Annotated in this window: 19 protein-coding genes and 2 pseudogenes; 13 read left to right on the forward strand and 8 right to left on the reverse strand. The window is 70.4% G+C overall.

Annotation, left to right across the window (positions count from 1 at the left end; genetic code table 11):
* Positions 1-118: 118 nt before the first annotated feature.
* A pseudogene (locus F1D61_RS15310) lies at positions 119-2,211 on the forward strand (carbohydrate porin).
* Positions 2,212-2,530: 319 nt separating this feature from the next.
* Here the strand turns inward: F1D61_RS15310 and F1D61_RS15315 are convergent.
* Together F1D61_RS15315 and F1D61_RS34250 are read right to left on the reverse strand one after the other, a co-directional pair.
* Positions 2,531-3,712, reverse strand: coding sequence for a sensor domain-containing diguanylate cyclase (locus F1D61_RS15315; RefSeq protein WP_246775973.1), 1,182 nt, complete (start codon positions 3,710-3,712; stop codon positions 2,531-2,533).
* Positions 3,628-3,933 carry a hypothetical protein gene (locus F1D61_RS34250; RefSeq protein WP_246776030.1) on the reverse strand — a complete coding sequence of 102 codons (306 nt, stop codon included), beginning with the start codon at positions 3,931-3,933 and terminating at the stop codon, positions 3,628-3,630. The genes F1D61_RS15315 and F1D61_RS34250 overlap by 85 nt, the downstream gene beginning before the upstream one ends.
* 1,229 nt (positions 3,934-5,162) lie before the next feature.
* Here F1D61_RS34250 and F1D61_RS15320 point away from each other — a divergent pair.
* Positions 5,163-7,094 (forward strand): acyltransferase family protein, encoded by a 1,932-nt coding sequence (locus F1D61_RS15320; protein WP_203158743.1) that lies wholly within the window; start codon positions 5,163-5,165, stop codon positions 7,092-7,094.
* Between the two features lie 7 nt (positions 7,095-7,101).
* Here F1D61_RS15320 and F1D61_RS15325 read toward each other — a convergent pair whose 3' ends face one another.
* A complete protein-coding gene (locus F1D61_RS15325; protein ID WP_203158744.1) occupies positions 7,102-8,118 on the reverse strand; it encodes a PAS domain-containing protein in 1,017 nt (338 codons plus the stop codon).
* A gap of 258 nt (positions 8,119-8,376) precedes the next feature.
* On the opposite strand from F1D61_RS15325, the gene F1D61_RS15330 reads away from it, so the two are divergent.
* Positions 8,377-9,540: an acyl-CoA dehydrogenase family protein gene (locus F1D61_RS15330; protein WP_203158745.1), complete on the forward strand. Its 1,164-nt coding sequence runs from the start codon at positions 8,377-8,379 to the stop codon at positions 9,538-9,540.
* 53 nt (positions 9,541-9,593) lie between these two features.
* Positions 9,594-10,295 (forward strand): alpha/beta fold hydrolase, encoded by a 702-nt coding sequence (locus F1D61_RS15335; RefSeq protein WP_203158746.1) that lies wholly within the window; start codon positions 9,594-9,596, stop codon positions 10,293-10,295.
* Between the two features lie 62 nt (positions 10,296-10,357).
* On the opposite strand, the gene F1D61_RS15340 is transcribed toward F1D61_RS15335, so the two are convergent.
* Both F1D61_RS15340 and F1D61_RS15345 read right to left on the reverse strand, forming a co-directional pair.
* Positions 10,358-10,714 (reverse strand): HigA family addiction module antitoxin, encoded by a 357-nt coding sequence (locus F1D61_RS15340; RefSeq protein WP_203158747.1) that lies wholly within the window; start codon positions 10,712-10,714, stop codon positions 10,358-10,360.
* Positions 10,715-10,725: 11 nt separating this feature from the next.
* On the reverse strand, positions 10,726-11,007 hold the full coding sequence (locus tag F1D61_RS15345; protein WP_203158748.1) for a type II toxin-antitoxin system RelE/ParE family toxin: 282 nt from the start codon (positions 11,005-11,007) through the stop codon (positions 10,726-10,728).
* 436 nt (positions 11,008-11,443) lie between these two features.
* On the opposite strand from F1D61_RS15345, the gene F1D61_RS15350 reads away from it, so the two are divergent.
* A complete protein-coding gene (locus F1D61_RS15350; RefSeq protein ID WP_203158749.1) occupies positions 11,444-11,629 on the forward strand; it encodes a hypothetical protein in 186 nt (61 codons plus the stop codon).
* A 4-nt stretch (positions 11,630-11,633) separates the two neighbouring features.
* Here F1D61_RS15350 and F1D61_RS15355 read toward each other — a convergent pair whose 3' ends face one another.
* From F1D61_RS15355 to F1D61_RS15365, 3 genes are all read right to left on the reverse strand, one after another.
* Positions 11,634-12,536 (reverse strand): NAD(P)H-hydrate dehydratase, encoded by a 903-nt coding sequence (locus F1D61_RS15355; protein ID WP_203158750.1) that lies wholly within the window; start codon positions 12,534-12,536, stop codon positions 11,634-11,636.
* A complete protein-coding gene (locus F1D61_RS15360; RefSeq protein WP_203158751.1) occupies positions 12,533-13,297 on the reverse strand; it encodes a histidine phosphatase family protein in 765 nt (254 codons plus the stop codon). Before F1D61_RS15360 ends, F1D61_RS15355 begins: the two co-directional genes overlap by 4 nt.
* Positions 13,298-13,441: 144 nt before the next feature.
* Positions 13,442-13,996 (reverse strand): hypothetical protein, encoded by a 555-nt coding sequence (locus F1D61_RS15365; protein ID WP_203158752.1) that lies wholly within the window; start codon positions 13,994-13,996, stop codon positions 13,442-13,444.
* Between the two features lie 849 nt (positions 13,997-14,845).
* Between F1D61_RS15365 and F1D61_RS15370 the strand changes: the two genes are divergently transcribed.
* From F1D61_RS15370 to F1D61_RS15405, 8 genes and pseudogenes are all read left to right on the forward strand, one after another.
* Positions 14,846-15,379, forward strand: coding sequence for a (2Fe-2S)-binding protein (locus tag F1D61_RS15370; protein ID WP_203158753.1), 534 nt, complete (start codon positions 14,846-14,848; stop codon positions 15,377-15,379).
* A pseudogene (locus F1D61_RS15375) lies at positions 15,376-18,926 on the forward strand (molybdopterin cofactor-binding domain-containing protein). Before F1D61_RS15370 ends, F1D61_RS15375 begins: the two are co-directional and overlap by 4 nt.
* 273 nt (positions 18,927-19,199) lie before the next feature.
* Positions 19,200-20,012, forward strand: a complete 813-nt coding sequence (locus F1D61_RS15380; RefSeq protein WP_203158754.1) for an FTR1 family iron permease — start codon at positions 19,200-19,202, stop codon at positions 20,010-20,012.
* A gap of 604 nt (positions 20,013-20,616) precedes the next feature.
* Positions 20,617-21,264 carry a glutathione S-transferase family protein gene (locus F1D61_RS15385; protein WP_246775902.1) on the forward strand — a complete coding sequence of 216 codons (648 nt, stop codon included), beginning with the start codon at positions 20,617-20,619 and terminating at the stop codon, positions 21,262-21,264.
* Between the two features lie 221 nt (positions 21,265-21,485).
* On the forward strand, positions 21,486-22,505 hold the full coding sequence (ilvC, locus tag F1D61_RS15390; RefSeq protein ID WP_048425858.1) for a ketol-acid reductoisomerase: 1,020 nt from the start codon (positions 21,486-21,488) through the stop codon (positions 22,503-22,505).
* Positions 22,506-23,022: 517 nt separating this feature from the next.
* Positions 23,023-24,426, forward strand: coding sequence for an alpha/beta hydrolase (locus F1D61_RS15395; protein WP_203158756.1), 1,404 nt, complete (start codon positions 23,023-23,025; stop codon positions 24,424-24,426).
* Positions 24,423-25,976, forward strand: a complete 1,554-nt coding sequence (locus F1D61_RS15400; RefSeq protein WP_203158757.1) for a GMC family oxidoreductase — start codon at positions 24,423-24,425, stop codon at positions 25,974-25,976. The genes F1D61_RS15395 and F1D61_RS15400 overlap by 4 nt, the downstream gene beginning before the upstream one ends.
* Positions 25,973-26,851 carry an SDR family oxidoreductase gene (locus F1D61_RS15405; protein WP_203158758.1) on the forward strand — a complete coding sequence of 293 codons (879 nt, stop codon included), beginning with the start codon at positions 25,973-25,975 and terminating at the stop codon, positions 26,849-26,851. Before F1D61_RS15400 ends, F1D61_RS15405 begins: the two co-directional genes overlap by 4 nt.
* Positions 26,852-26,936 lie beyond the last annotated feature (85 nt).

Consider the following 26,936-nt stretch of genomic DNA (forward strand, 5'->3'; position numbering starts at 1 on the left):
CGCGACCGTGACATTCCCGTCACGAAAACCGTAGACCCCTTCTCGGACGAGCGTGGACGGTTGCCGGCGATATAGCCTTGGCTATACCTGGCGACCGGACCGAGACGGGGACGTGGCGATGCGGTGGACGGGCGGAGCGGGGATCGGGGTGGCGCTCGGCCTGTGCGCCGGGGCGGCGGCGGCGGCCGATCTTGCCGTCCCCGCCCCCTCCCCGGCCGGGCCGTCCTTCGTCGACTGGTCCGGCCCCTATCTCGGCATCGAAGGGAGCGCCGGCGCCTCGTTCGGCAATTACCGCTTCGGGCCGAGCACCGTCGGCGGCCGGCCGATCCCGGCCTTCCAGAGCGGCGATTCGACGAGGCGCTCGGATGCCGGCCGCACCGCCACCACGGCGGTCGGCGGCGTGTTCGGCGGCTACAACTGGCAGACGGGGCCCTACCTCTACGGGATCGAGGCCGACCTCTACGGCGCCAACCTCAAGCGCCCGGTCCCCTCGAATGCGGTCGGCCTCGGCTACGCGGACGTCGATCCGGCCTTCAGCGTGATCCGGGGCAAGACCGACCTCTACGGTGCGGTGCGGGCCCGCCTCGGCTATTCGTTCGAGAGCTATCTGGTCTACGCCACCTTCGGGCTCGCGGGCGCCGATGCGCGGGTGCTCGCCACCTATCCCGACCTCGCGAGCGGCGCGGTGGCCACCGCGCGCAAGGACCTGTCGTTCCTCGGCTTCACCCTCGGGGCCGGGGTGCAATACGCCATCACCCCGACCCTCGCGCTCGGCCTCGACTACCGCTACGTCGATCTCGGCCGCTCCGGCCGGTTCGATCTCGGCAGCGTGCCGGGCCTCGGTCCGGTCTCGACCCAGGCCGCCTTCTCGTCGCACCAGATGATGGCGCGGCTCTCCTGGTACCCCTACGGCCTCAGGCTGCCGGCGGAGGTGGCCGAGGACGCGCCGGCCAGCCGCGATACCGGCCGCTACTCCTTCCACGGCCAAACCACCTTCATCACGCAGGGCGTGCCGGGCTTCCGCGCGCCCTATCGCGGCGAGAACAGCCTGGTGCCGAACCAGGTCCAGTCCACCACCACCGCGACCCTGTTCCTCGGCGTGAAGCTGACCGACAGCACCGAGCTCTACTACAACCCGGAATTCTCCCAGGGCTTCGGCCTGTCGCGGACGCTCGGCGTCGCCGGCTTCGTCAACGGCGAGGCGCAGAAGGCCGGGGCGCCGTTCCCGAAGCTGCGCTCCAACCGCTACTTCATCCGCCAGACCTTCGGGCTCGGCGGCGCCACCGAGGACGTGCCGGACGGCGTCAACCAGGTGGCGATGACCCGCGACGTCGAGCGGATCTCGGTGGTGGCCGGCAAGTTCGCGCTCGGCGACTTCTTCGACGGCAACGTCTACGCCCACGACCCCCGGTCGACTTCATGAACTGGTCGATCTGGGGCTCCTCGGCCTGGGATTTCCCGGCGAACCTCCCGGGATTCACGCAGGGCGTGATGGTCGAGTACAACCGGCCGGACTTCGCCATCCGGGCCGCCTACACCCAGGTGCCGAAGCAGCCGTCGAACGACGTGCTCGACCCGCGGGTCTTCCAGCGCGCCGGTACCAACATCGAGTTCGAGGAGCGCCACGTCCTGCCCGGCCTCGACCAGCCGGGCAAGCTGCGCATCGGCCTGTTCAGCAACGTCGGCAACACCGCCAATTACCGCCAGGTCGTCGACCTGACGCAGAGCGGGATCTACGACGACATCAACGACGCCGCCTCGGCGACCCGCCGGCCGCGGCGCAAGACCGGCGCCTACATCAACCTGGAGCAGGCGCTGACGCCGGATCTCGGCCTGTTCGCCCGGGCCAGCGTCTCGGACGGCCGCAACGAGAGCCTGTCCTTCACCGATGTCGACCGCTCGATCTCGGGCGGGTTGTCGCTCAAGGGCACCGCCTGGGAGCGGCCGGGCGACACGCTCGGCATCGGCGGAGCGATCAACGGCCTGTCGCCGTCCCACCGGGCCTATTTCGCCAATGGCGGCCTCGGGCTTCTCATCGGCGACGGGCGGCTCAACTACGGCACCGAGCGCGCCTTCGAGACCTATTATGCGCTGAGCCTCACCAAGGCGGTGACGGTGTCGTTCAACTACCAGCTGGTGGTGAACCCCGCCTATAACCGCGACCGGGGTCCGGCCAACTTCTTCGGCACCCGCCTGCACGCCGACTTCTGAACGCGAATCTTCGGCGCCCGTTCGGATGGGAGGCGGCGTCGGGACCTTTCCGGCCGCGAGGCGGAGCCTGGAAGCCGTCGCGGGCGATGTTTCACGGGTCGAACCGGAAACCAGCGCGATCCCCCGACAGCCGTCTCGGGCCGGACAACGCCGTTTCGACCCGAGAGGGGAATTCCGGCAACGAACGGATTCCTCATACCAATGGCCCAAGATGCTGACGCATCGGGCCATTGAACCGTCTCGAATTGTCTATGCCAAGCCAGAGGCTTGACGAAAATTCGAGAACGGAACCAAAGGTCGTTTCCAACGGCCGTTGGTATCACACCGCGAAATCTGCCGTGCGATGACCGCGCTTTACGGCATAGAGTGCCATGTCGGCGGCGTGAACGAAGTCATCGTAGCTCATGTCGGGACGGTGCAGGGCGACGCCGCAGGACATCGAGAGCGACAGCGCGCCCCCGCCATCGAGGGGGAGCGGAGATCGGCGCAACGCGTCGCCGAGCCGTGCGGCGACGAGGCCGGCCTGATCGGCGTCGTTCCCCGCGAGCAGGATCAGAAACTCGTCGCCGCCGACGCGGCCGATCACGTCGTACTCACGCAGGCCGGCGCGCAGAACGGCAACGAGATGGACCAAAGCCTGGTCCCCCGCACGATGGCCGTGCCGGTCGTTGACCTGCTTGAACAGGTCGAGGTCGAGGGCGACGAGGCTCAAGGGCGCGCAGGCCGGATCCTGCATCGCCACCTTCGCCGCATCGCGGAACGCGGCGCGATTGAGGATTCCCGTCAGGGCGTCGGTGGTCGCCAGGCGCGCGAGCTCGGCTCCTTGAATCCGCAAGGCTTCGGCGCTCCGCGACAGCGAGGTGAGGCGTGCGCCCCGGGCGGAGAGGGCAGCCGCGACGGGCAGGCAGGTCAGCAGCAGGCCGGCCAGGAAGAACTGGAACAGGACCGCCTGCTCGCGCGGGTCCGAGGCGATCGCGGCGATCGGCCCCCGGCCCTGCATCGTCGCGACGGTACCGATCACGGCGATGCCCATCACCGCCAGCGTCGTTCCGAGCCGGCCGACCCGGAAGGTCGCCAGCATCACCGGTCCGAACAGCACGAAGAGCACCGGCCGCACGGCGACGAAGAACACCCCGTAGGCGATCGACGCGGCCAGCACCTGCAGGCCGACCGCCTCCATGCGCTGCTGCCAGTTCTTGTCGGCGAAGCACCGGAGATAGTCGCCCCGCAGCAGCGCCAGGAAGAACGGCGTCAGGATCAGGAGTCCGAGGCCGTCGCTGAGGATCCACGAGACGAGCGATCCCTGGAAGTCCTGGCCGAACACCAGCCAGGCCGTGGCGGCGCCGCCGATCCCGCTCAGGGCCGGGGCGACGAGCCCGCAGACGACGATGAACCGGCCGACGACGGAAGGCGCGCTCAGCAACCCGTCATCGGCCACGGCGGGCCGGAGCAGGTGGGCCGCGACGCCGATTTCGACGAGGTTGCAGGCGGCATAGAGCAGATGGCCGGCGCTCGGCCCCGCATGATCGCATTCGCGGCCAGGTTGGCCACGAAGCCGGCGACGAACACACCCGCCCGGGCTCCCGGGCGGCGGTCGAGGAGCGCTGCCAGGAGCACGGCGTTGGCCGGCCACACGGCGGCGATGTCGCGTCCGTCGCTCGTCAGGTGGATCGTGCCGGCCGCCAGCACCAGGGACAGAAGGCCGACGACACACTCTTCCAATCTTGCTGTCACAGAAGGACCCACAAGTTCCAGCGTCGCCTGTTGCGGCATCAGAGCAGTGATGCATGGGTTAGATAAAATTGCAATGATTGAATTTCGAACAACGCAATGAAAATTCGCCCATCATTCACAATATAAAACTTTAGTATTGGTTATATCGCGTTACATGCGGTCGCAAAGCGCAATTTTTGCTTGGCATAAATTGAGTTAATTCATTCTCAGGTGGCATTCGCGTGGTCAGCAGCCGGTTGCGGCTTTGGCTGCTCGATCGTCCTTCGATAGCGGCTCTCCGTGTTCACATAACAAATCATCGGACATGACAATTGGAAAATCAATTCATCGATATATCGTAACCGTTAAAACAGTGTGTCTCTCCAACAGCGTGAGGAAAAAACGGTATCCTTGCACGGCTCGGCTTGCATCATCGGCAATCAAGGATCCCGGGTTCTCGGCTACGTGCAAGCCGAGGATGACGGCACGACAGGCCGGCTTGCCTACCCCATCGATCGATACCTTCGACCAGGCCCGGAAGGCTGGAGCAGCGTCCGATCACGATGCATCGGGCATTGTTCCGGGTCCCTGATCGTGTCGCGTTGTCTGGGATGAGTCGACACGACTTCGTCAAGAAACGCTCTCAAGCGCCGCCATACGACTTTTGGACGATGCACCCTCGGGTGGTGTGCCCTTTCTGCCGGCACGCGAGACCTCGCCCCGGTCCGGGGCCGGCAAGCGGCACGATGCTGGACCCTGACGTAATCCGGGCAAGTCCGCCCCCGCTCTCGACGGGAGGAGGGATGAGCATACGGGCAGGAGGCATCCGGAGCGAAGCTGAACCGTGATGCCGTCGGTACGACGACTTGCGCCCACCTGCGGACGCGCCACCACCTCGACCTCGGTGTTCTTCCGTCGGCAGGAGGAGGAGAGATCCACCGTTGCGGCGCCGGCAACCGCGCCCCGCCGCAATGCTCGGCACCATCACGCCTGAATCACGGGGCCGGCGGATCGCTCGGACCGGGTAATTCTGCAACATCGCCGATGATGAAGCCGAAAATTTACCGACAAAGTCTGCGCTGTCTCCCGCCCATCGTCTTCATACATTGGACGCCGACAACGACGTAAAAACGTTCGTTCGCGATGATGATCCGACAGATATCCCCGCCCATTGCGGGACGATGATCCTGTAGGCCAGTCGAGCGACAATCATGGGCCTTCGTCCGGGGGCACGCTCCATGCGATCCAATCCGAACGGGCAGCCGATCCTCACCGGCTATCAGCCCGATATCGACGGTCTGCGCGCCGTCGCCGTGCTGGCGGTGATCCTCTACCATGCCGGCCTCGTCTGGATACCCGGCGGCTTCGTCGGGGTCGACGTGTTCTTCGTCATCTCCGGCTACGTCATCACCCGCGGATTGCTGCGGGAGGCGGCGGGCGGCGGCATCGGCCTGGCGGCTTTCTACGCCCGGCGCATCCGGCGCATCCTGCCCGCCCTGACGGCGACCCTGGCGGTCACCTCGCTGGCGGCCTGGTGGATCCTGCTGCCGCCGCAATTCGAGGATTACGCCGGCAGCGCGGCGGCCTCGGCGCTCTCGGTGGCAAACCTCTATTTCTGGCGCGCCTCGGGTTATTTCGACGCCGCGGCCCTGTATCGGCCGCTGCTGCATACCTGGTCTCTCTCGGTCGAGGAGCAGTTCTACCTCGTCCTGCCGGTGTCGCTCCTGCTGGCACTCCGCCTGCGCCTGCGGCCGCTCTTGTGGCCCTTCGCGCTCGCCGCCCTGCTCTCGCTGGGGTTGAGCCTCTATGCCGGCCGCGCCGCGCCGACGGCGAATTTCTACCTGCTGCCGACCCGGGCCTGGGAGCTCCTCGCCGGCACCCTGCTGGCGATGGCGCCGCCGGCGCGGACGATGCCGGCGCCCGCCCTGCGCCGGATCGCCGGCTTGGCCGGGCTCGCCCTCATCCTCGCGCCGTCCCTCCTCTACACCGAGGCGACGCCCTTCCCGGGCGCCGGCGCCCTGCCGCCCTGCCTCGGCACCGCCCTGCTGATCCGCCTCGGCGAGGGACAGGGACCGCGCGGGGCGGCGACCCGCCTGCTCGCCGCCCCTCCCCTCGTCGCGATCGGGCTGATCTCCTACTCGGCCTATCTCGTGCATTGGCCGCTGATCGTGCTCGGGCGGATCGCCCTGATGCGGGACTTCACCACGCCCGAGACCGTCGCGGTGATCGGCGCGACGCTTCTCCTCGCCGCCCTGTCGTACCGGTTCATCGAGCGGCCGTTCCGCCACCCGCCCTCGCCCGCGCGGCGGATGCGCCCGGTCTTCGCCGGCGGGCTCCTCGCCACGCTGGTGATGGCCGGCCTCGGCTGGGCCGGCGCCACCAGCGGCGGCCTGCCCGGCCGCTTCCCCGATTTCCGCCTGCGGCCGGTGGCCGGCAGCGAGACCTGGAACCACCGCACCTGCTTCCTGTTCGCCGACCAGAGCTGGCAGGCCTGGGACCCGGAGGGTTGCGTCCGTACGCGGGCCAAGGACGGGCTGGTGCTGCTCTGGGGCGACAGCTTCGCGGCGCATTACGTGCCCGGGCTGATCCGGCACGCCGACAGGCTGCCCGGCCGTCTGGTCCAGTACACGGCGGCGGGGTGCCGGCCGGTGCTCGGCACGAATTCGCACGTCCTGCCGCATTGCCGGGCCTTCAACGACAACGCCCTGGCGCTGATCCGCCGGCTCGGGATCCGCGACGTGGTGCTGGCGGCCCGCTGGGGGGCGCAGCGCGACCGCGCCCTGCCGGAGCGCCTGCGCGAGACCGTGGCGCAGGTGATGGCGCTGGGCGCCCGCATCCACGTCGTCGGGCAATCGCCGGAATTCCCCCTCGATCCCGCCTTCCTGGCCTACCACCAGCGCCGCGACCCGCCGGAGGATGCGGGACGCTGGCGCCCGGTCGAGGGTCTGCACCTGAACCACGCCCTGCGGGCGGCCTTGCCGGCGGGCGCCGCCTTCGTCGATCCGGCGGCCGCCCTGTGCGCGGGCGGAACCTGCCCCTTCGCCCGCGGCGAGACCTTCTTCTACGCCGATACCGGCCACCTCTCCTCGGCCGGCGCGGCGCTGGCGGTGGAGCGCTTCCTCGAGGCCGGCCTGTTCGCCCCGCCACGCTCCGCCGCGGCGCTTCCCTGAGGCTCGATCACGCGCGGGCGACGGCGACCTCGCCGTCGTCCAGCAGCACGAAGCGGATGCCCGCGGCGCGCAGGGTCGCGACCGCCTTGTGGCGGGACCGGGCGCCCTGCCCCTCGGCATTCTCCTCGAGGCGCCGCACCGTCGAGAGCGACAGGCCGCTCGCCTCGGCGAGGGTCGTCATCGACCAGTCGAGCAGCGCCCGGGCGGCGCGCAGGTGGTGCCCCTCCACCGCCTGCTCCAGGCCCGGGCGCAGGTCGGTCGCCGCCACGGCGGGAGCGAGCGCGGCGGGGTAGATGAGGCCGTTGCGCTCGATCAGGCGGCCCTGGTCGTCATGGACCGGGACCGACAGCACCCGGTACCGCTCGGGCTCCCGGTTCCGGTGACGGATCAGCGGGGCCGCCTGGAACACGCCGCCGGCGGCGCGCTGCGCGACGCTGTCGCGGAACGCCGCCCGTTCATCCGGTACCACGTCGGCGAAGGGATCGGCATTGATATCCTCGAGCGGGCGTCCGGCGAGCCGCGCCGCCTCGGCCGGGAAGCGGAACTGCCCGTCCAGGCCGACGGGGACGAACAGCATGCGGGCCGCCGCGAACCAGGCGCTCTGCCGGCGCTGGTCGGCCCGGCGCAACCGCATCAGGGCGGCCGAATCGGTCACGTCGAGGACGAGGCCGGCCGCGGCGCGCGGCCGGCCCTCCGGCGACAGGTGCAGTTCGGTGCGCATCGTGAGGAGGCGCAGGGTCCCGTCCGGCCGCATGACCCGGACCTCGCGCTCGGGCAGCGCGTAGCCTTGCATCAGGTCGGCGGCGCTCGCCAGATGGATCCGGTCGTCGGGATGGACGAGGTCGACGAGCAGCGCGTAGCTCGGCGGCGCCAGCCGCGGATCGAGCCCGAGCAGGCGATGCAGGCCGGGCGACCAGGTTTGCCGGTCGGAGGCGAAGACCCAGGCCCAGTTGCCCGTCAGCCCGGCCGTCTCCGTCAGCCGCAGGAAATCGGCGGGGGCGAAGGACAGGTCTGCCGCACGCATGACGCCTCGGTTCCCGGTATCGCGATGCCCTGAAATCCGCTTCGGTCCCCGTGGCCCCGGCCCGAAACTTACAGGCCATGCGGCTCGCGAAGGCAAGGCCGGAACGCGGGGTCGGCAGGCAGGCCTCGACGGCATGACACCCATGACGGCACGCCGATGACGACGCCATGCCCTGGCCTGCCCGGGCCCGGACGATATAGCGTGCGCGCAACGAACCGAGCCGCGGTGCCCGCATCGCCGCCAGGAGGAGACGCCCGAATGACCGAGACCGACGCCCTGCGGCACCCGGAGATCCGCGAGGAGGTCGCCAAGCTCTGCGCCCGCTTCCCCGACGAGTACTGGCGCCGCCTCGACTCCGATCGCGCCTATCCGACCGACTTCGTCAACGCGCTGACCGAATCCGGCTACCTCTCGGTGCTGATCCCCGAGGAGTATGGCGGCTCGGGCCTGCCGCTCTCGGCCGCGGCGGCGATTCTCGAGGAGGTGCAGCGCTCGGGCTGCAACGGCGCGGCCTGCCACGCCCAGATGTACACGATGGGCACGGTGCTGCGGCACGGCACGCAGGCCCAGAAGGAGCGCTACCTGCCGGAGATCGCCGCCGGCCGCCTGCGGCTCCAGGCCTTCGGCGTCACCGAGCCGACGAGCGGCACCGACACCACGGCGCTCCGCACCACCGCGCGGCGCGAGGGCGACAAGTTCATCGTCAACGGCCAGAAGATCTGGACCAGCCGGGCCGAGCATTCCGACCTGATGCTGCTCTTGGCCCGCACCACGCCCCGCGACCAAGTGGCGAAGAAGACCGACGGCCTCTCGACCTTCATCGTCGACATGCGCACGGTGCTCGGCCGCGGCCTGACCATCCGGCCGATCCGCACGATGATGAACCACAATTCCTGCGAGGTGTTCTTCGACAACATGGAGGTGCCGGCCGAGAACCTGGTCGGCGAGGAGGGCAAGGGCTTTCGCTACATCCTCTCGGGCATGAATGCCGAGCGGCTGCTGATCGCCGCCGAATGCGTCGGCGACGCCAAGTGGTTCATCGCCAAGGCCTCGGCCTACGCCCGCGAGCGCCAGGTCTTCGGCCGGCCGATCGGCCAGAACCAGGGGATCCAATTCCCGATCGCCAAGGCCTACGCCAACATGCGCGCCGCCGAGCTGATGGTGCAGGAGGGCTTGCGCCTCTACGAGGCCGGGGCCAATCCGGGGGCGGAGGCCAACATGGCCAAGATGCTCGCCGCCGACGCCTCGTTCGAGGCGGCCAATGCCTGCATCCAGACCTTCGGCGGCTTCGGCTTTGCCGAGGAATACGACGTCGAGCGCAAGTTCCGCGAGACCCGGCTCTACCAGGTCGCGCCGATCTCGACGAACCTGATCCTGTCCTACATCGCCGAGCACGTGCTCGGCATGCCGCGTTCCTACTGACGGATCGCGGCCGCCCCTGGCGCCGGACCACCGATCCGGCCATAGGGGCGGCCATGGCCGCCGCTCTCGCACCGCTCCTGTTCCTGCCCGGGCTCCTCAACGACGCGGTGCTGTGGCGCGCGCCGATCGATGCGCTCGCCGACCGGGCCGCCGCCTCGGTGGCGGACCTGACCCTCGACGACAGCGTCGCCGCGATGGCGCACCGGACGCTCGCGGTCGCGCCGCCGCGTTTCGGCCTCGTCGCCCTGTCGATGGGCGGCTACGTCGCCTTCGAGATCCTGCGCCAGGCGCCCGAGCGGGTGACGCGGCTCGCCCTGTTCGACACCACCGCCGCCCCGGAGACCGACGCCCGCGCCGCGACGCGGCGCCAGGGCATGGATCAGCTCAAGGTCGGCCGCTTCGCCGGGGTCACGACGCGCCTCCTGCCGACCCTCGTCCACGCCTCGCACGTGCATGGGCCGGTGGGCGAGGCGGTGAAGGCGATGGCCGAGCGGGTCGGCGGCGCGGCCTTCCTGCGCCAGCAGCGCGCGATCCTCGACCGCCCCGACAGCCGCCCGCTCCTGCCGACGATCCGGGTGCCGACCCTGGTGGCGGTGGGCGAGGACGACCGGCTGACCCCGCCGGCGCAAGCCCGCGAGATCCATGACGGCATCGCCGGCTCGCGCCTGCACGTCCTGCCCGAATGCGGCCACCTGCCGCCCCTGGAGCGGCCGGAGGCGGTGAGCGCGTTGCTGCGGGACTGGCTGGCGGCGTGAGGCGTCAGGCCGGCAAAGACCCGACGATCACGGACGATTTTGCCGGCAGCACGAAGGTTCTGTCATGCCGCCGCGTCGCGCACCGGCTCGATCCGCTCTAACTCGGCGCCGATCTCCGCCAACGCCGTTTCGCTCTCGAACCGGATCTGAAGATTGAGCCAGAACATGTGCGAGGTGCGGAAGTAGCGAGCCAGGCGCAACGCCGTGTCGGCGCTGATGCCGATCTCCTGCTCGATGATGCGCTCGATGCGGGAGCGTGGCAGATGCAGGGCCCGTGCGACCGTGTCGGCCGTCAACCCGAGCGGCGTCATGAAGTCTTCGCGCAGGATTTCGCCGGGATGAACCGGCGGCAGCACCGTCACACTCTCGGGATCGTCGAAGGACCGCCGCAGGGTGTCGAGCGTGATGGTGTCCGACATGGCTGGCCTCCTCAATGGTAATCCGTGAACTCGACCCGCTCGGGCCCTGCTTCGGTCCACACAAAGCAGATCCGGAACTGAGCGTTGACCGCAATCGCGTGTTGCCCCGTGCGGTCCCTTTCGAGCGGATGCAGCCGGTTCGAGGTCGGGATCTTCAGGTCGTCCAGCGACGTCGCGCCATCCAGGGCGATCAGACGACGACGGGCGGCCTTGAACAGGTCGGCGGGGAACCCCTTCGGACAGCGGCCCCGGAACACGGCTTCGGTGATGCGATCATGGAAGCTCTGAATCATCACCGCGACGTGTTGCCGTCAACGAGACGAGCATCGCTTCGAGCCCGCACAGCGTCAAGGCGCTGCCCTCAGCGGTTCCCCGCCGCCGGCCCGCCCGCGGTGCCGCCGGAACCGGGCGGTCCCGCGGTCGGGCTGCCCCCGATCCACACCCCGGATTGGTACCGGGCACGGAGGTGCTGCTCGGATTGCCCGGCAGGTTGGTGGTCGGGCGGGAGGCCGGCGGCTTCGTGCCGGTGCCGGGGCCCGGGGCGCCGACGGCGTCGCTCGGCGGGGGAACCCGGGCGGTCTGGGCCTCGGCGGCGCCCGCGGCGGCGAGCGTGAGAGCGAGGGCGAGGGTCACTCTGATCATCGGGTTGTCCGTGCGGAAGTCTCGCCTCCTCAACATCCGGACGGCCCGCGGGTTCGATCTTCCAGGGGAACGATTCCCGGCAGAGGCGTGGGAGCCTCCCGCCGCCCGATCGGCCGCGCCGGCGAGACCGGCGCCATCGCGGCAGCGCGCGAGACCATGACCCGCACCCGCCGGCTGGAGGATGACACCACCGCGGCGGCGGACCTGTCGCGCCATTCTGAGCCCCTGTCGTGCGAGGTGCGGCGCGTCCTCGCCACGGTGCGGGCCGCCTGACCGGTCAGATAGCCCCCTCCGCCACGTCCCGCATCAGCCCCGGCACCTCGCCGGGCAGTTCGCGCGCCAGGAAGCCGATCGGCCCGCAGCTCCGGCCGAGGCGCCGCCCGGCCTCGCCGTGGAGAAACACGCCCCAGGCGGCGGCCTCGGCGGGCCTGGTGCCGCGGGCAAGCAGCCCGACGATGATCCCGGCGAGCACGTCGCCCGAGCCCGAGGTGGCGAGGCCCGCGCCGCCGCCGGAATAATGCCAGGTCTCGCCGGCCGGATCGACGATCCAGGTCTCGGCGCCCTTCATTACCACGACGGCGCCGAGCCGCTCGGCCGCCTGCCGCGCCGCGCCGAGGGGGTCGGCCTCGACCGCGTCGCGCTCGCAGCCGAGACAACGCGCCATCTCGCCGGCATGCGGGGTCAGGACCACCCGGCCTGCCCGCGCCCGCACCGCCTCTTCCTGCTCGCACAGCCCGTCGATGCTCGCCGCGTCGAGGACGAAGGGGGCCTTGGCCGGGCCGGTGAGGAGGGCGGCGGTGAGCGCCCTGGTCGGCTCGCCCGAGGCCATACCGGCCCCGACCAGGATCGCGGCGGCCCGCTCGGAGCGCGGCAGCAGCACCGCGGCGGCCTCGCGGTGATCGACATGGCCGTCCTCGCCTTCCGGCAACCGCACCACCAGGGCTTCGGGCACCGCCAACGCCGCGTGCGGTGCCGTTCCGGCGGCGATCGACATCTGCAGCTTGCCGGCGCCGGCCCGGAGCGCCGCGGTGCCGGCCAGGATCGCGGCGCCCGGCACCTCGACCGAGCCGGCGATGACGAGGGCGCTGCCGCGCGCCTCCTTGCTGCCGCTGCCCGAATCCGGGAGGGGCAGGCCGCGCAGGGTCGCGGCGTCGATCGGCCTGATGGTCTCTCGCGTCATCGGGCGGCTCCCGTGGCATCGGGCTCGGCGGTCACCGGGGCGCCGGCCCGGGTCAGGGGCGCCACGAAATTGTAGCGTTGCAGCACCAGCTTGCCGCTGCTGCCCTTGTGCGGGTCGAAGGCGTATTCGGTCACCGCGCAATTGGCGACGTCGCCGTCCCGGTCGATGCCCAAGATCTCGTCCTCGGTCATCCCCTCGATCAGGTAGCGCAGGCACAGGACCACGACCTGATGCCCGACCACCAGCACGCGCCGGCCGCCGTAATGCAGCGACACGGTGTCGAGGGCGCTGCGCAGGCGCAGGATCACGTCGCACCAACTCTCGCCACCCGGCGGCCGGTGGTAGAACTTGCCGAGCAGCCCACGCAGCTCGGCCTGTTCGGGATGGAGCCGGGTGATGCCCTCGCGGGTGAGCCGGTCGAGGATGCCGAATTCTTTCTCGCGCAGGCGCTCGTCGGCGACGTAGTCGAGCAGCGTGTCGGCGACGCCGCCGGCCTCCCGGATCAGCCGCGCGGTGGACTCCGCCCGGCGATAGGGCGAGGTCAGCACCACGTCGGGCCGCTCGGAGGCCGGCATCTCCGCGAACCAGCGCCCGACCGCCGCGGCCTGGCGCTCGCCGAGCGGGCTCAACGGCACGTCGACGTCGCGTTCCGTGATGTCGATATGGGTGTGCCCCGCCGCCTGGGCGGCGTCGCGGGCGACGTTGCCGGCGCTCTCGCCGTGACGCACGATCCAGATCCGGTCCGGCCAGCGCTGCTGCATGATGGAGCTCCCCCTACTCCCGGGGAGCTAGCGGAGACGGGCCGCGCCGCAAGCGCCCGGGGCCAAAGGGATCGACCACGATTCAGGCGGGCGCCGCGGCATCGATCCCGGGTTGCCCCCGGGATCGACCGGAATCCGGGAGGATCAGGAGGCGAGGTCGGCCATCCCCTCCCCGGGTGCCAGGCTGGTCTCGTCGCACAGGCAGATCTCGGCATGCGACGGATCGAGGCCGTCATCCGCCCCGACCTCAGACGGGTTGCCGGACCACATCACGGCCCAGTCCCGGAACAGGCTCGCGGCATCGACGGGGCTCGGCGTCTCCTGCGACACGACGGCCGGAGCGGTCGCCCCGTCCGGCCCCTCCGCGACAGGAATCGCCGCCTCGCCGGCTTCCCCGTCCGACGCGCCGAGGATCAGGTCCCGGTCGGCCTCAGGGCCGGTGCAGGGCAGTGCCTCGCCGCCATCGACGGGGTCGAGCGGCCGCGGCGGCACGGTCATGCCGGTCTCCGACGCGGAAGCGTCGGGGTCGCGCAGGGTCGGGCTGAACGGCGGCGGCGCGGTCTCGGCGATGGTCCCGGTACCGTCATCCGCGACCGTGAGCGAGACGCCGTCTCCGGCGACGGTGTCGGCCTCGCCGACTGCCAGGGAAGCGGGCTCGCCCTCGGGCGTCGTACCGCTTTGGGTGATATCGCTGGACACTCTATCCTCCAAAATTATGATGATTGATTGCTTTTTTTAAAATATTACATTGATTTAACCGTAAATCATTAACAAATTTAAGACGCATAATAGTGTTCGATGCAACTAGGTTATTTGCTGTTTTCTACCCATATATCTAAGTTATACCGCATCGCTCCGGAGCCGTAAGGGCAACGCCTGAAATTCTGACCCTCAGGCTGGAGAGATCGAGGCGGAACACCGTCTGCGGAGTTCAGCGCCATCGGCGGTTCTGGATTGCACTTCGGGCCCCCTCGATCCCGTGCTCCACTTTCGCAGTCTCAGAATGACGACGAGGGGTTGATGGCCCGAGCGAGCCGGACGGATTTGGACTGTCGCAGGGCTGTCCGGGGAAAGAAAAAGGCGCGTCTCCCCTCTCCCACACCTTGCAGCGATACCGGGCAAGCCCGGCATCGCCAGGAGAGGGGATCCCGCGTTTGATTCCAAAGGGTATTTTCCCCCGGACAGCCCTGCCCCCCACGGGGGGAGGGTGGCGAACGGAGTGAGCCGGCAGAGGGACAGCCCGACGCTTCAGGGCTTGGCGCCCTTCAGACAGGCATCGACCTCATCGCCATCCAGCGGAGCGAACCAATCGGGATCGGTGCCGACCAAATCCTCGCCCCGGCACACGGCCTCGACGAGCCCCGGCAGATCGCTCCGCCTCGGCTGCCCTGAGCGACAGAGGTCGCCGTGCAAGGCCAACCATCTGTAACGCACCCATCTGGCCAAGCTCTTGCAAGCCGCCCCCGGCGCAGGCGGGGTTCCGGTCCCCGCCGAAATCTGTGAGAACTAGAGGCAGCCGGCGGAACAGCCGGGGCGGGACAGGACCACATGCAGGACGATCGGCGGCCGATCGCCAACGACCCGCGGCTGGCGGCGATCCGCCACGTGCTCACGGTCAACGGCCGGAGCGTGGCGGTGGAGGCCGCCCCCGCCACCCGCCTCCTCTACGTGCTGCGCAACGACCTGGCGCTGAACGGCCCGAAATACGGCTGCGGCCTCGGCCAGTGCGGCAGCTGCACGGTGCTGGTCGACGGACGGGCCATGCGCTCCTGCGCGATCCCCCTGCGTGCCGCGGTCGGACGCCGGATCACCACCCTCGAAGGACTGGCGGAAGGCGGGCGGCTGCACCCGGTGCAGGAGGCCTTCATCGCCGAGAACGCGGCCCAATGCGGCTACTGCCTCAACGGCATGATCATGACGACGGTGGCGCTGCTCGCCGCCGATCCGGACCCGGACGAGGCCGGGATCCGGGCGGCGCTCCGGGGCAACCTGTGCCGCTGCGGCACCCATATCGAGATCCTGCGTGCCGTGCGGTCCGCCGCCGAACGGCTGCGCACGGCGCCCCGGGGAGACGCGGCATGACCCGGGATCCCGCGACCGAGAGCCGGCATTGGCAGGAGGCGGGCGATCGCCTGCTCGTCTACCGCGAGACGATGGGCCGCCCGCCCCGCCTCGGCGACGCACCCGGCGCCGCCCTGGCGGCGGGGCCGCAGCGCGCGCTCTATCTGGGCCTCGACGGCGAGGGCCGGGTCACCGCCTTCAACGGCCATGTCGATCTCGGCACCGGCATCCGCACGGCGCTGGCCCAGATCGTCGCCGAGGAACTCGACGTGCCGCTGTCCCACGTCGCCATGGACCTCGGCCACACCGCGACCGCCCCCGACCAGGGCGGCACCATCGCGAGCGAGACGATCCAGATCGCGGCGATCCCCCTGCGCCAGGCCGCCGCCACCGCGCGGCGCCACCTCGTCGAGGCGGCCTCGCGCCGGCTCAACCGCGGCACCGCCGAGCTGGTCGTCGAAGCCGGCCATGTCCGGGTCGCGGCGGAGCCGGACCTGAGCGTGGCCTATGGCGACCTCGTGCGGGGCGCGCGCACCGAGCTGACCCTCGATCCCGACGCACCCGTGAAGCCGGTGGCGGATTACACCCTGGTCGGCCGGCCGGTGCCGCGGGTCGACATCCCCGCCAAGGCGGTCGGCGCCTGGACCTACATCCACGACGTGCGGGTGCCCGGCATGGTGCATGGCCGGGTGGTCCGGCCGCCGACACCGGGCGTCGATTCCACCCTCGGGCACCTTCTGGTGGCCGTGGACGAGGCCTCCGTCGCCCATGTCCCGGGCCTCGTCGCGGTGGTGGTCGTCGGCGATTTCGTCGGAATCGTCGCCGAGCGCGAGGAGAACGCCGCCGAGGCGGCGCGATGCCTTGCCGTGACCTGGCGGCCCTGGTCGGGTCTCCCCGACCTCAACCGGCCCGAGGCGCCCTTGCGCGACAATCCCGCGACGGCGCGCACGCTGCTCGACCGCGGCGACGTCGAGCGGGCCCTGGCCCATGCGCAGCCGCGGCTCGACCGCACCTATGTCTGGCCCTACCAGATGCACGGCTCGATCGGGCCGTCCTGCGCCGTGGCGGAGTTCAGGGACGGCGATCTGGTCGTGTGGTCGGGCACCCAGAACCCGCACGTCCTGAGAAGCGACCTCGCGCTCCTCCTCGACATGCCGGAGGAGCGGATCGCGATCGAGCGCCACGAGGCGGCGGGCTGCTACGGCCGCAACTGCGCCGACGACGTGGCGGCCGACGCGGCGCTTCTCGCCCGGGCGGTCGGCCGGCCGGTGCGGGTGCAGCTCACCCGCGAGCAGGAGCATGCCTGGGAGCCGAAGGGCGCGGCGCAGGTGATGGACGTGCGCGGCGGCCTCGATGCCGAGGGAGGGCCGGCGGCGTACGATTTCGAGACTCGCTATCCCTCGAACGGCGCCCCGACGCTGGCGCTGATCCTCACCGGCAAGGTCGCGGCGACCCCGGCGGTCTACCCGATGGGCGACCGCACGGCGGTTCCGCCTTACGCCTTCGGCAACGCCCGGGTGACGGTGCACGACATGCCGCCGATCGCCCGCGCCTCCTGGCTGCGCGGCGTCTCGGCCCTGCCCAACACCTTCGCGCACGAATCCTACATCGACGAACTCGCCATCGCGGCAGGCATCGACCCGATCGAGTACCGCCTGCGCTACCTCGACGATTCCCGCGCCGCCGATCTCGTCCGTGCGGTCGCCGAGCGCGCTGCCTGGGTGCCGCATGCCAGGCCCGGCACCCACGGGAGTTCCGGCGACATCCTGTATGGGCGGGGCTTCGCCTACGCGGTCTACGTCCACGGGCCGTTCCCCGGAAAGGCCGCCGCCTGGGCCGCCTGGGTGGCCGACGTGGCGGTCAACCGGGTCACCGGGGAGGTGGCGGTGACCCGGGTGGTGGTCGGCCAGGATTCCGGCCTGATGATCAACCCGGACGGGGTGCGCCACCAGATCCACGGCAACGTGATCCAGTCGACGAGCCGGGTGCTCAGCGAATCGGTCGGCTTCGACGCCACCGGGGTGACGAGCCGGGAATGGGGCAGCTACCCGATCCTCGCCTTCCCGCAGGTCCCCGAGATCGACGTGCTGATGGTGAAGCGGCCGGAGGATCCGCCGCTCGGGGCCGGCGAATCGGCCTCGGTGCCGAGCGCGGCGGCGATCACCAACGCGCTGTTCGACGCCACCGGCATCCGCTTTCGCGAACTCCCACTCACCGCGGATGCCGTACGCGCCGCCCTCAACCCGCCGCGGATCGCAGGCCCCGACGCTGCGCCGCGCCGGCGTCGCGGCCTCCTCGCCGGGCTGTTCGGGGCCGGCGCCGGAGCGCTGGCCTTGGCCACCACCCTCCTGCCCTGGCGCCCGGCCTATCCGTCGATCGAGCGGCCGGATCCGGCGGCCTATTCCGCCGCCACGATCGCGCAGGGGCGCCTCGTCGCGGCGGCCGGCGCCTGCCTCGTCTGCCATGTCGGGCCGGACGGCAAATCCTTCGCCGGCGGGCGCGGGCTCGAAACGCCGTTCGGCACCGTCCACGCCTCGAACATCACGCCCGATCCGGGCGCCGGAATCGGCGCCTGGTCCTATACCGCCTTCGCCCGGGCGATGCGCGAGGGCGTGTCGCGCGACGGGCACCACCTCTACCCGGCCCATCCCTATCCGAGCTTTTCCGGTGTCTCGGAGCGCGACCTGCAGGCGCTCTACGCCTACCTGATGGCGCAGGCGCCGGTGGCGAATCCGACCCCCGAGACGAGCTTGCGGGCGCCGTTCAACCTGCGGCCGCTGATGGCGGGCTGGAACGCCCTGTTCCACCGCCCGCCCGCCTTCGCCGATCCGGCCCGCAGCCCGGACTGGAACCGCGGCGCCTATCTGGTGGAGGCGCTCGGCCATTGCGGCGCCTGCCACACCCCGCGCAACGCGCTCGGGGCCGAACGACGGGGCGCGGCCCGCCTCGCCGGGGGCTTCGCCGACGGCTGGGAGGCGCCGGCCCTGACCGGCCTGTCGCGCGCGCCCCTGTCCTGGACCGAGGACGATCTCTTCGCCTACCTGCGCACCGGCCGCTCGGCGCGCCACGGCAGCGCCGCCGGCCCGATGGCCGACATGGTCGCCTCGCTGGCGCCCCTGCCGGATGCCGACATCCGCGCCATGGCGATCTACCTGACGAGCCTCGCCGGCGAGGCGCCGGCAGCCCGGCCCCACCGCGCCGCGGCGGTCGCGAGCCCTCCCCTCTCCTCCGCCCTGTTCCAGGGCGCCTGCGCCTCCTGCCACGAGGGTGGGGCCGGGGAGAGCTGGTGCCGCTCGGCCTCGTCACCGCGGTCCACAGCGCGCACCCGGACAATTTGATCCAGGCCATCCTCAACGGCGTCGCGGCCGCGGCCGAGCGCTTCCCGAATCCCGATCCCGCGGCGCCGCCCGCCGCGATGCCGGCCTTTCGCGACACCCTCACCGACCGCCAGGTGGCGGAGGTCGCGGCCTATACCCGCGCCCGCTACGCACCCGGCGCGCCGGAATGGACGGGGCTGGAGGCGGCGGTGGCACGGGTGCGCGGGCTGACGCCGCATGCGGCGTGGTGATGGATCTCCCGGATCGTATGCGCGGCGACCGCACCATCGAAGGATGGTCGAGGCAGGCTGCATCTCTTCCGTTTTGTTTCCGGATCCCCGTCCGCACATCGCGGATCGATCGGCCCCGGAGCAGGATACGACAGTCGTTACTCGCCGGAACTTAGATTAGAATCATACAAAACAAAGATTCGACGTTTGAAAGCCGGGACCGCCTCGCCTAAGAGGGCGGCCGACAGGGCGCGACGGTGCCCATTTTCGGACATTGCGAGCGAGGAGCACCCCATGGCCGACGGATCCACCTTCGTGCAGGCCTTCACCATCCTGTTCCGGGAGGGGTTGGAGGCGCTGCTGGTGGTGGCCGCGCTCGCCGCCTTCCTGCGCCGGGCCGGCGGCGCCGACCGCATCCGCCCGATCTATGCCGGGGCCGGCCTCGCGGTGCTGGCGAGCTTCGGCATGGCCTGGGTGTTCGAGGCCTTCTTCGACGGCAACCACAACGACCTGATCGAGGCCGGCGTAATCGTGGTCGCCGCCGCCCTGATGTTCACGATGAGCGGCTGGCTGTTCCTGCGCCAGGACCCGGCGGCCTGGAAGGCCGAGATCAACCGCATGGCCGAGCGGGCGATGAGCGCCGGCACGCTCGTGTCGCTCGCCGGAATCGCCTTCCTGGCGGTGTTCCGGGAGGGCGCCGAGACGGTCCTGTTTCTGCACGCCCTGGCGCGCACCGCCGGCGGCTTCGACGCCTCGCTCTTCGGCGGCCTCGCAGTCGCGGCTGTCGCCCTCGCGGTGGTGTTCGTGGCGATGCAGTGGCTGGCGCTCCGGCTGCCCCTGCGCCCGGTCTTCCTGCTCACCTCGGCCTTCCTGTTCGTGATGGGCCTGCGGATGGTCGGCGCGGCGATCCAGGAATTCCAGGAGCAGGTGCTGCTGCCGGTCCACAACGATGGGGTGCCGGAACTCGTCACCGAGCTCGGCTTCAACGGCAGCTGGGAGGCCCTGGCCGTCCAGGGAGCGATCGTGCTCTGCGCCGTCGTCTGGCTGGCGACGCAGCGCACCCGCCCGGTGGCCGGCGTGGCGGCGCGGCCGCAAGTCTCCGCTTGAGCAAGTGTCAGCCCGAGAGCCTGTCTGATCGAGTCAAGCACTGACTCCCACACACGACCTCATCCTGAGGTGTCAGTCGATTGAAAATCGACTGACCTCGAAGGAGGGCTCCAGGGATCGCGAAGACTTCTGGAGCCCTCCTTCGAGGCTCCTTTCAGTCGCACCTCAGGATGAGGTCGCGAGAGGGATGGAAAAGGTCGTTGCGGCTAAATTTTCGCAAATCGAACAAGCTCTGAGAGCCAGTTTGAATTGGCCGACGGCATTGAAAACCTCGACGTCATCCTGGGGCCGCGGAGCGGAACCCGGGATCCATAACCGCTGACGACGCCGGGCAAGGCGGCCAGCGTTCCGCTTCATCCTGCACCGTCAGCGGTTATGGATCCCGGGTTCTCGTCTTCGACGAGCCCCAGGATGACGTCGAGAGATGTCGGTCTGTGTGCCGGATCGATCGGCGCAAAAGCTCAGATTGGCTCCGAGGGCAAGTCTCGGCCTGAGATCCTTTCTCGGCCTGAGATCCTTGCATTCGGGGCGGGAGCGCCCCGGGTCGGCTTCCCGGTCAGGACCCGTTCGCGCTAAGGATCCGGGACTTCTCCGGGAGGTCCCGTTGTCCGACGTCACCACGCTCTACTACTCGCCGGGTGCCTGCTCGCTCGCGCCCCACATCGCCCTCGAAGAGACCGGCGCAGCCTTCGAGGCGGTGAAGATCGATTTCTCCAAAGCCGAGCAGCGCGGCGGCCGCTACCTCGCCGTCAACCAGAAGGGCCGGGTGCCGGCGCTCGCCGAGGGCGAGTGGGTCCTGACCGAGAACCCGGCGATCCTGCGCTACATCGCCCGCAAGCATCCGCAGGCGGGCCTGTGGCCGGAGGACCCGCGGGAGGAGGCGCGGTGCGCCGAGTGGCTTGCCTGGATGTCCTCCACCATCCACCCGGCCTACGCCCATATCCGCCGGGCCGAGCGCTACGCCACCGACGCGGCGGCGATCGAGGACGTGAAGGCCAAGGGCCACGAGACCTGCGCCGATTTGTGGACGATGATCGAGGTCGGGCTGTCCCGCGGCGGCTGGGCGGCGGGCGAGCATTACAGCGTCGCCGATCCCTACCTGCTGGTGTTCTGGCACTGGGGCCGCGGCCAGGTTCTGGGCTACGACATGGCCCGCCAGTTCCCGTACTGGACCGATCACGCCCGCCGCATGGCCGCGCGGCCGGCGGTGCAGCGCGCCTTCGCCCGCGAGGGGCTGCCCCTGCCGGCGTGAGGGGCGAACGGCGGCGGGCCGGTCACGATCCCGGTCCGCACGCCGTCGAGCCGGCAACCCCAATGGTCGAATCCGCGCCCGGAACGGACCAGTCATGTGCGCGTTCGCGCGCATCCCCTCTTCCTTGACGCGAATCACGCCGCTACAAGCCGGCCGTCGCACGGCCGCTCCAGCGCCCGGAGCGTTCGAAATTCTCGCCATCTGCACAAGGGGGAGCCGCCATGCGGGTCTATTACGATCGTGATGCCGACATCAATCTGATCAAGGGCAAGAAGGTCGTCATCGTCGGCTACGGCAGCCAGGGCCACGCCCACGCGCTGAACCTGCGCGATTCCGGCGTCAAGGACGTGGTGATCGCGCTCCGCAAGGGCTCGGCCAGCGCCAAGAAGGCCGAGGCCGAGGGCTTCACGGTCATGGAAGTGGCCGACGCCGCCAAGCAGGCGGACGTCGTCATGATGCTGACCCCCGACGAGCTGCAGGGCGAGATCTACCGCGATTCGCTCCAGGCCAACATGAAGCAGGGCGCCGCCCTGCTGTTCGCCCACGGCCTCAACGTCCACTTCAACCTGATCGAGCCGCGCGCCGACCTCGACGTGCTGATGGTCGCCCCGAAGGGCCCGGGCCACACCGTGCGCTCCGAGTACCTGCGCGGCGGCGGCGTGCCGACCCTGATCGCCATCGCCCAGGACGCCTCGGGCAACGCCCACGACCTCGGCCTGTCCTACGCCTCGGCCAATGGCGGCGGCCGCGCCGGCATCATCGAGACCACCTTCAAGGAAGAGTGCGAGACCGACCTGTTCGGTGAGCAGGTCGTGCTCTGCGGCGGCCTCGTCGAGCTGATCAAGGCCGGCTTCGAGACCCTGGTCGAGGGCGGCTACGCCCCCGAGATGGCCTATTTCGAGTGCCTCCACGAGGTGAAGCTGATCGTCGACCTCATCTACGAGGGCGGCATCGCCAACATGAACTACTCGATCTCGAACACCGCCGAGTACGGCGAGTACGTGACCGGCCCGCGCATCATCACGCCCGAGACCAAGGCCGAGATGAAGCGGGTGCTCACGGACATCCAGAACGGCACGTTCACCCGCAACTGGATGCTCGAGAACAAGGTCAACCAGACCTCGTTCAAGGCGACCCGCGCCCGCAACGCCGCCCACCCGATCGAGGAGGTCGGCGAGCGCCTCCGCGGCATGATGCCGTGGATCAAGGAGAAGGCCCTGGTCGACAAGGCCAAGAACTAAGCTTTTTCGATGCCGCGGCCCGCTCGGGCGGGCCGCGGCGCAGCCTTGCGAAACGCCGCGCGGACCGCCTGTCCGCGCGGCGTTTCGCGTTGTCGAGAGCGGCGAGAATCCGAGTGGATCCGGCCAGCCGTGCAGATGCAGCGACGCTTCCGGCCGCTGCTGCGAGATCTGGCCCCCGCCTGCGCGGCTCCTCCAGGCGCATTCCAGGATGTGGCGGCGGCTACTCTTTACTCATTGGAAAAATTTAACATAGATCAAATTTGCAGTGCGGGCGGCGAAAGCCGATGGCACGCCTCAACGCATGAGACGAAGAGATCATATATTATCTACGATCGGGCATAGTGCTCGACTGTCGAGGCGGTCCGTCCCCGCGCCCATCGCGGCATCACGACCGACAGGGAGGCGATCCGCAGGCCCCTCAGGTCCGTCAATGACTCGACAGATCATCCCGGGGTGCTGCAAGGCGCCGCGGGCAGGCCGCCGTTGACGCAGCGCAGCACCGCGCGATCTCGCCGGCATGATCGACCACCCCGTCCTCTTCTGCCTGCACTTCCTCGGAGGCAGCGCCCGCATCTGGCGTCCCCTCGCCGAGCGTTTCGGGCCCCACCTGCGCTGCGTCGCCATCGACCTGCCGGGTTTCGGCGACGAAGCCGACCATCCGGGCGCAGACGTCGCCGCCATGGCCGACCACGTCGCGGCCCGCATCAAAGCCGAGGGCCCGCCCGGGCCCTTTCTCATCGCCGGCAACAGCATGGGGGCGAAGGTCGCCCTGGCGCTGGCGCGGCGCAGCGAGGACGGCGATTCGGCGCTCGCCGGCCTCGCCGGGCTGGTGCTGCTGGCGGGCTCCCCGCCCTGCCCTGAGCCGATGGAAGAGGAACGCCGGCAGGCGATGATCGCCTGGATCGATGCCGATCCGGAGACACGGCAGCGGGAGGCCGAGGCCTTCGTCGCGGCGAATGTCGGCGCACCCCTCGCGCCGGAGGACCATGCCCGGACGGTCGAGGACGTGCTGCGCGCCAACCCGCAGGCCTGGAAGGCCTGGCTGGCGAACGGCGCCAAGGAGGATTGGCGCAACCGGATCGGCATCCTGACGACGCCCGCCCTGGTGGTGAGCGGGGCGAAGGACGGCGATCTCGGGCCGGAGGCGCAGGCCGCGCTGACCCTGCCCCACCTCGCCCGCCACCGCCACGAGGTGGCCGTCAGCGCCGGGCACCTGCTGCCGCTGGAGCGGCCGGAGGCTCTGGCGACGCTGATCCGCGACTTCGTCGCGGCCCCGCCGCAAGCCGCCGAAGCCCCTGCCCTGCCGCCGGCCTTCGCGGCGCTGATGGGGTCCGACCGGGTCAATACCCGCCTGCGCACGACCCTGCGCGAGCGGATGCGCGAGCCCGACGGCCCGTTCTGCTTGCAGCCGGACGAGCGCGCGACGCTTCGAGCCTGCCTCGACCGGGTCTTGCCGCAAGCGGGCCCGGGACGGATCGATCTCGCCCGCCGCATCGACGCGCGCCTCGCCTCCGGCACCGGCGACGGCTGGCGCTTCGCCGCCCTGCCGCCGGACGCGGACGCCTGTGCCCGGGCGCTCCGCACCCTCGACGGGGCCGCGCGGGAGGCGCACGGACGCTCCTTCGCGTCACTCGGCGGGCCCGAGCAGGACGCCCTTCTCACCCGCGCCACCTCCGGCGACCTGCCGGAGATCCAGGGCGGCCTCGCGCCCGATCTGATGACCTGCTGGTTCGAGGAGTTGCGGGGCGAGGCGGTGCGCACCTACCTCGCCCATCCGGCCGGCCTCGCGGCGATCGGCTTCACCGGGATCGGCGCGGGCGGCGACGACGCCGATGCCCTGCCCGGCTATCGCCTGACCGGCCTGAACGAGCGCGAATCCTGGGAAAAGCCCGTTCTCGACACCGTGGGAGACGCCCGATGAACCTCGCGGGGCAGAAGCGTTACGGCACCGACGAGGTCGTCGACGTGGTGGTGGTCGGCACCGGGGCCGGCGGCGCGCCGCTGCTGGCCGAACTGGCGGCGGCCGGACTCAAGGTCGTGGCGCTGGAGGCCGGGCCGAATTTCGATCCCGCCGGATACGGCTTCGACGAGACGCTCGCCGACGAGATCTACTGGACCGAGGAGCGCTTGAGCGGCGGTTCGACGCCGGAGGCCTTCGGCGCCAACAACAGCGGCACCGGCATCGGCGGCTCGACCCTGCACTGGGGCGCCTTCGTGCCCCGGGCCGACCCGCGCGACTTCCGGCTGAACACCGAGACCGGCGAGGGCTGCGACTGGCCGATCGAGCATGCCGAGCTGGTGCCGTTCTACGACCGTGTCGAGGCCTTCATCGGCACCTCCGGCCCGACGCCCTATCCGTGGGACGAGGCGCGCCGCTTCCCGCTGCCGCCGGTCCTGCGCAACGGGCCGGCCCAGATCATGGCCTCGGCGTGCCGGACACTCGGGATCACCGCGACCGACGCGCCGGCGGCGGTGGTCTCGCGCGACTTCACCGTCGATCCGGCCGTGCCGGAGCGCAAGGCCTGCATCAATTGCGGCTTCTGCCACCAGGGCTGCCGCACCCGCGCCAAGGCCAGCATGGACGTGACCTACCTGCCGCTGGCCGTCGCCCGCGGGGCCGAGATCCGCGCCGAGGCACGGATGCACGGGGTCGAGCGCGACAAGGCCGGGCGGATCACGGCCGTGATCTACCGCAGCGGCGGGCGCGACCATCGCCAGCGTTGCGCCCACCTGGTCCTGTGCGCCGGCGCCGTCGAGACGCCCCGCCTCCTGCTCCATCTCGACCTCGCCACCGGCAGCGGCCAGGTCGGGCGGAACTATATCGGCCACGTCGCGACGCAGGTCTGGGGCACCTTCGCCGACGAGGTGGGGATGAACCGGGGCTATCCGTCCTCGCTCATCACCGAGGATTACACCCGGCCGAAAGGCGCCGACTTCGCCGGCGGCTACCTGGTGCAGAGCCTCGGCGTCGAGCCGCTGACCTGGGCGAACTCCGTTGCCCGCGGTCGCGGCCTGTGGGGCACGGCGCTGACCGACTACCTGAAACAGTACAACCGCGTCGCCGGCATCGGCATCAACGGCGAGACGCTGCCCTGCGACGCCAACATCCTGACCCTGTCGGACGAGACCGACGCGCTCGGGATGCGAAAAGCCAAGATCGACTTCGGCTACGGCTCGAACGAGGACAGGCTCAACGCCCACGCCACCAAGGTGATGCGCGGGATCTGGGAGGCGGCGGGCGCCTCCGACATCTGGGTGCTGGAGCGCGTCGCCCACACGCTGGGCACCTGCCGGATGGGACGGAACCCGGACACCTCCGTGGTCGATGCCTATGGGCGCAGCCACGAGGTCGAGAATCTCTGGATCTGCGACGGCTCGGTCTTCCCGAGTTCGCTCGCGGCCAATCCGGCGCTCACCATCATGGCGTTGTCCCTGCGCACCGCCGGCGCGTTCCTGAAAGGCACCCGATGAGCGACGATCCCCGCACGGCCTATCCCCGGCCGCCCTTCCCCGGCGCGCAGCAGCAGCCGCGCCCCGGCCTCACCGGCCCGATGGACCCGGCCCCGGACCACGGCGAGGAGAGTTACGTCGGCAAGGGCCTGCTCACCGACAAGGTCGCGATCGTGACGGGGGGCGATTCCGGCATCGGCCGGGCGGTCGCCATCGCGTATGCCCGCGAGGGCGCCGACCTCGCGATCTCCTACCTCGAATCTGAGGAGGAGGATGCGCAAGCAACGAAAGCCTGGGTCGAGAAGGCGGGCCGGCGCTGCCTGCTGATCCCCGGCGACCTGCGCGACGAGGCCCATTGCCGGGCGATCGTAGCGAAGACCGTCGCCGCGTTCGGCCGGATCGACATCCTGGTCAACAACGCCGCCGCGCAGGTGGTGAACGAGGGCCTCGACGACGTGACCGCCCACGATGTCGAGGGTTCGTTCCGCGCCAACGTCTTCGCGATGTTCTACCTGGCGCAAGAGGCCGTGAAGCACATGCGGCCGGGCTCGGCGATCGTGAACTCGACGAGCCAGCAGGCCAAGGTGGCGGATGCGAGCATGCTGGTCTACGCCGCCACCAAGGGCGCGATCAGCACCCTGACGGTCGGGCTGTCGAACCTGCTGGCCCCGAAGGGCATCCGGGTCAACTGCGTCGCTCCCGGCCCGGTCTGGACGCCGATCCAGCCGATCGTGAAGAAGCCGGAGCAGATCGAGCAGCTCGGCGCCGACACGCCCCTCGGCCGCGCCGGCCAGCCGGCGGAGCTGGCGCCCGCCTACGTGCTCCTCGCCTCCCGGGAGGGCAGCTACATGACGGGTGCGCTCGTGCCGGTGACCGGCGGTCAGCCGATGCTCTGACGGTAGGTCAGGCTATCGCCCGGCGGGGTGTTCGCCCGGACACCCCGCCCTAGCCCCTCGGGCACGATGCCGGCCCGCCTCGACC

Origin of the sequence: Methylobacterium aquaticum, assembly GCF_016804325.1 — a bacterium.
Taxonomy (GTDB): domain Bacteria; phylum Pseudomonadota; class Alphaproteobacteria; order Rhizobiales; family Beijerinckiaceae; genus Methylobacterium; species Methylobacterium aquaticum_C.

Excerpts from the sequence above, each read along its gene's own strand:
- F1D61_RS15380 (WP_203158754.1), top strand. The coding sequence starts at position 19,200 with ATGGCCGACGGATCCACCTTCGTGCAGGCCTTCACCATCCTGTTCCGG.
- F1D61_RS15320 (WP_203158743.1), top strand. The coding sequence starts at position 5,163 with ATGCGATCCAATCCGAACGGGCAGCCGATCCTCACCGGCTATCAGCCC.
- F1D61_RS15395 (WP_203158756.1), top strand. The coding sequence starts at position 23,023 with ATGATCGACCACCCCGTCCTCTTCTGCCTGCACTTCCTCGGAGGCAGC.
- F1D61_RS15370 (WP_203158753.1), top strand. The coding sequence starts at position 14,846 with ATGCAGGACGATCGGCGGCCGATCGCCAACGACCCGCGGCTGGCGGCG.
- F1D61_RS15335 (WP_203158746.1), top strand. The coding sequence starts at position 9,594 with ATGGCCGCCGCTCTCGCACCGCTCCTGTTCCTGCCCGGGCTCCTCAAC.
- F1D61_RS15355 (WP_203158750.1), bottom strand. The coding sequence starts at position 12,536 with ATGACGCGAGAGACCATCAGGCCGATCGACGCCGCGACCCTGCGCGGC.
- F1D61_RS15340 (WP_203158747.1), bottom strand. The coding sequence starts at position 10,714 with ATGTCGGACACCATCACGCTCGACACCCTGCGGCGGTCCTTCGACGAT.
- F1D61_RS15330 (WP_203158745.1), top strand. The coding sequence starts at position 8,377 with ATGACCGAGACCGACGCCCTGCGGCACCCGGAGATCCGCGAGGAGGTC.
- F1D61_RS15405 (WP_203158758.1), top strand. The coding sequence starts at position 25,973 with ATGAGCGACGATCCCCGCACGGCCTATCCCCGGCCGCCCTTCCCCGGC.
- F1D61_RS15360 (WP_203158751.1), bottom strand. The coding sequence starts at position 13,297 with ATGCAGCAGCGCTGGCCGGACCGGATCTGGATCGTGCGTCACGGCGAG.
- F1D61_RS15325 (WP_203158744.1), bottom strand. The coding sequence starts at position 8,118 with ATGCGTGCGGCAGACCTGTCCTTCGCCCCCGCCGATTTCCTGCGGCTG.
- ilvC (WP_048425858.1), top strand. The coding sequence starts at position 21,486 with ATGCGGGTCTATTACGATCGTGATGCCGACATCAATCTGATCAAGGGC.
- F1D61_RS15345 (WP_203158748.1), bottom strand. The coding sequence starts at position 11,007 with ATGATTCAGAGCTTCCATGATCGCATCACCGAAGCCGTGTTCCGGGGC.
- F1D61_RS15400 (WP_203158757.1), top strand. The coding sequence starts at position 24,423 with ATGAACCTCGCGGGGCAGAAGCGTTACGGCACCGACGAGGTCGTCGAC.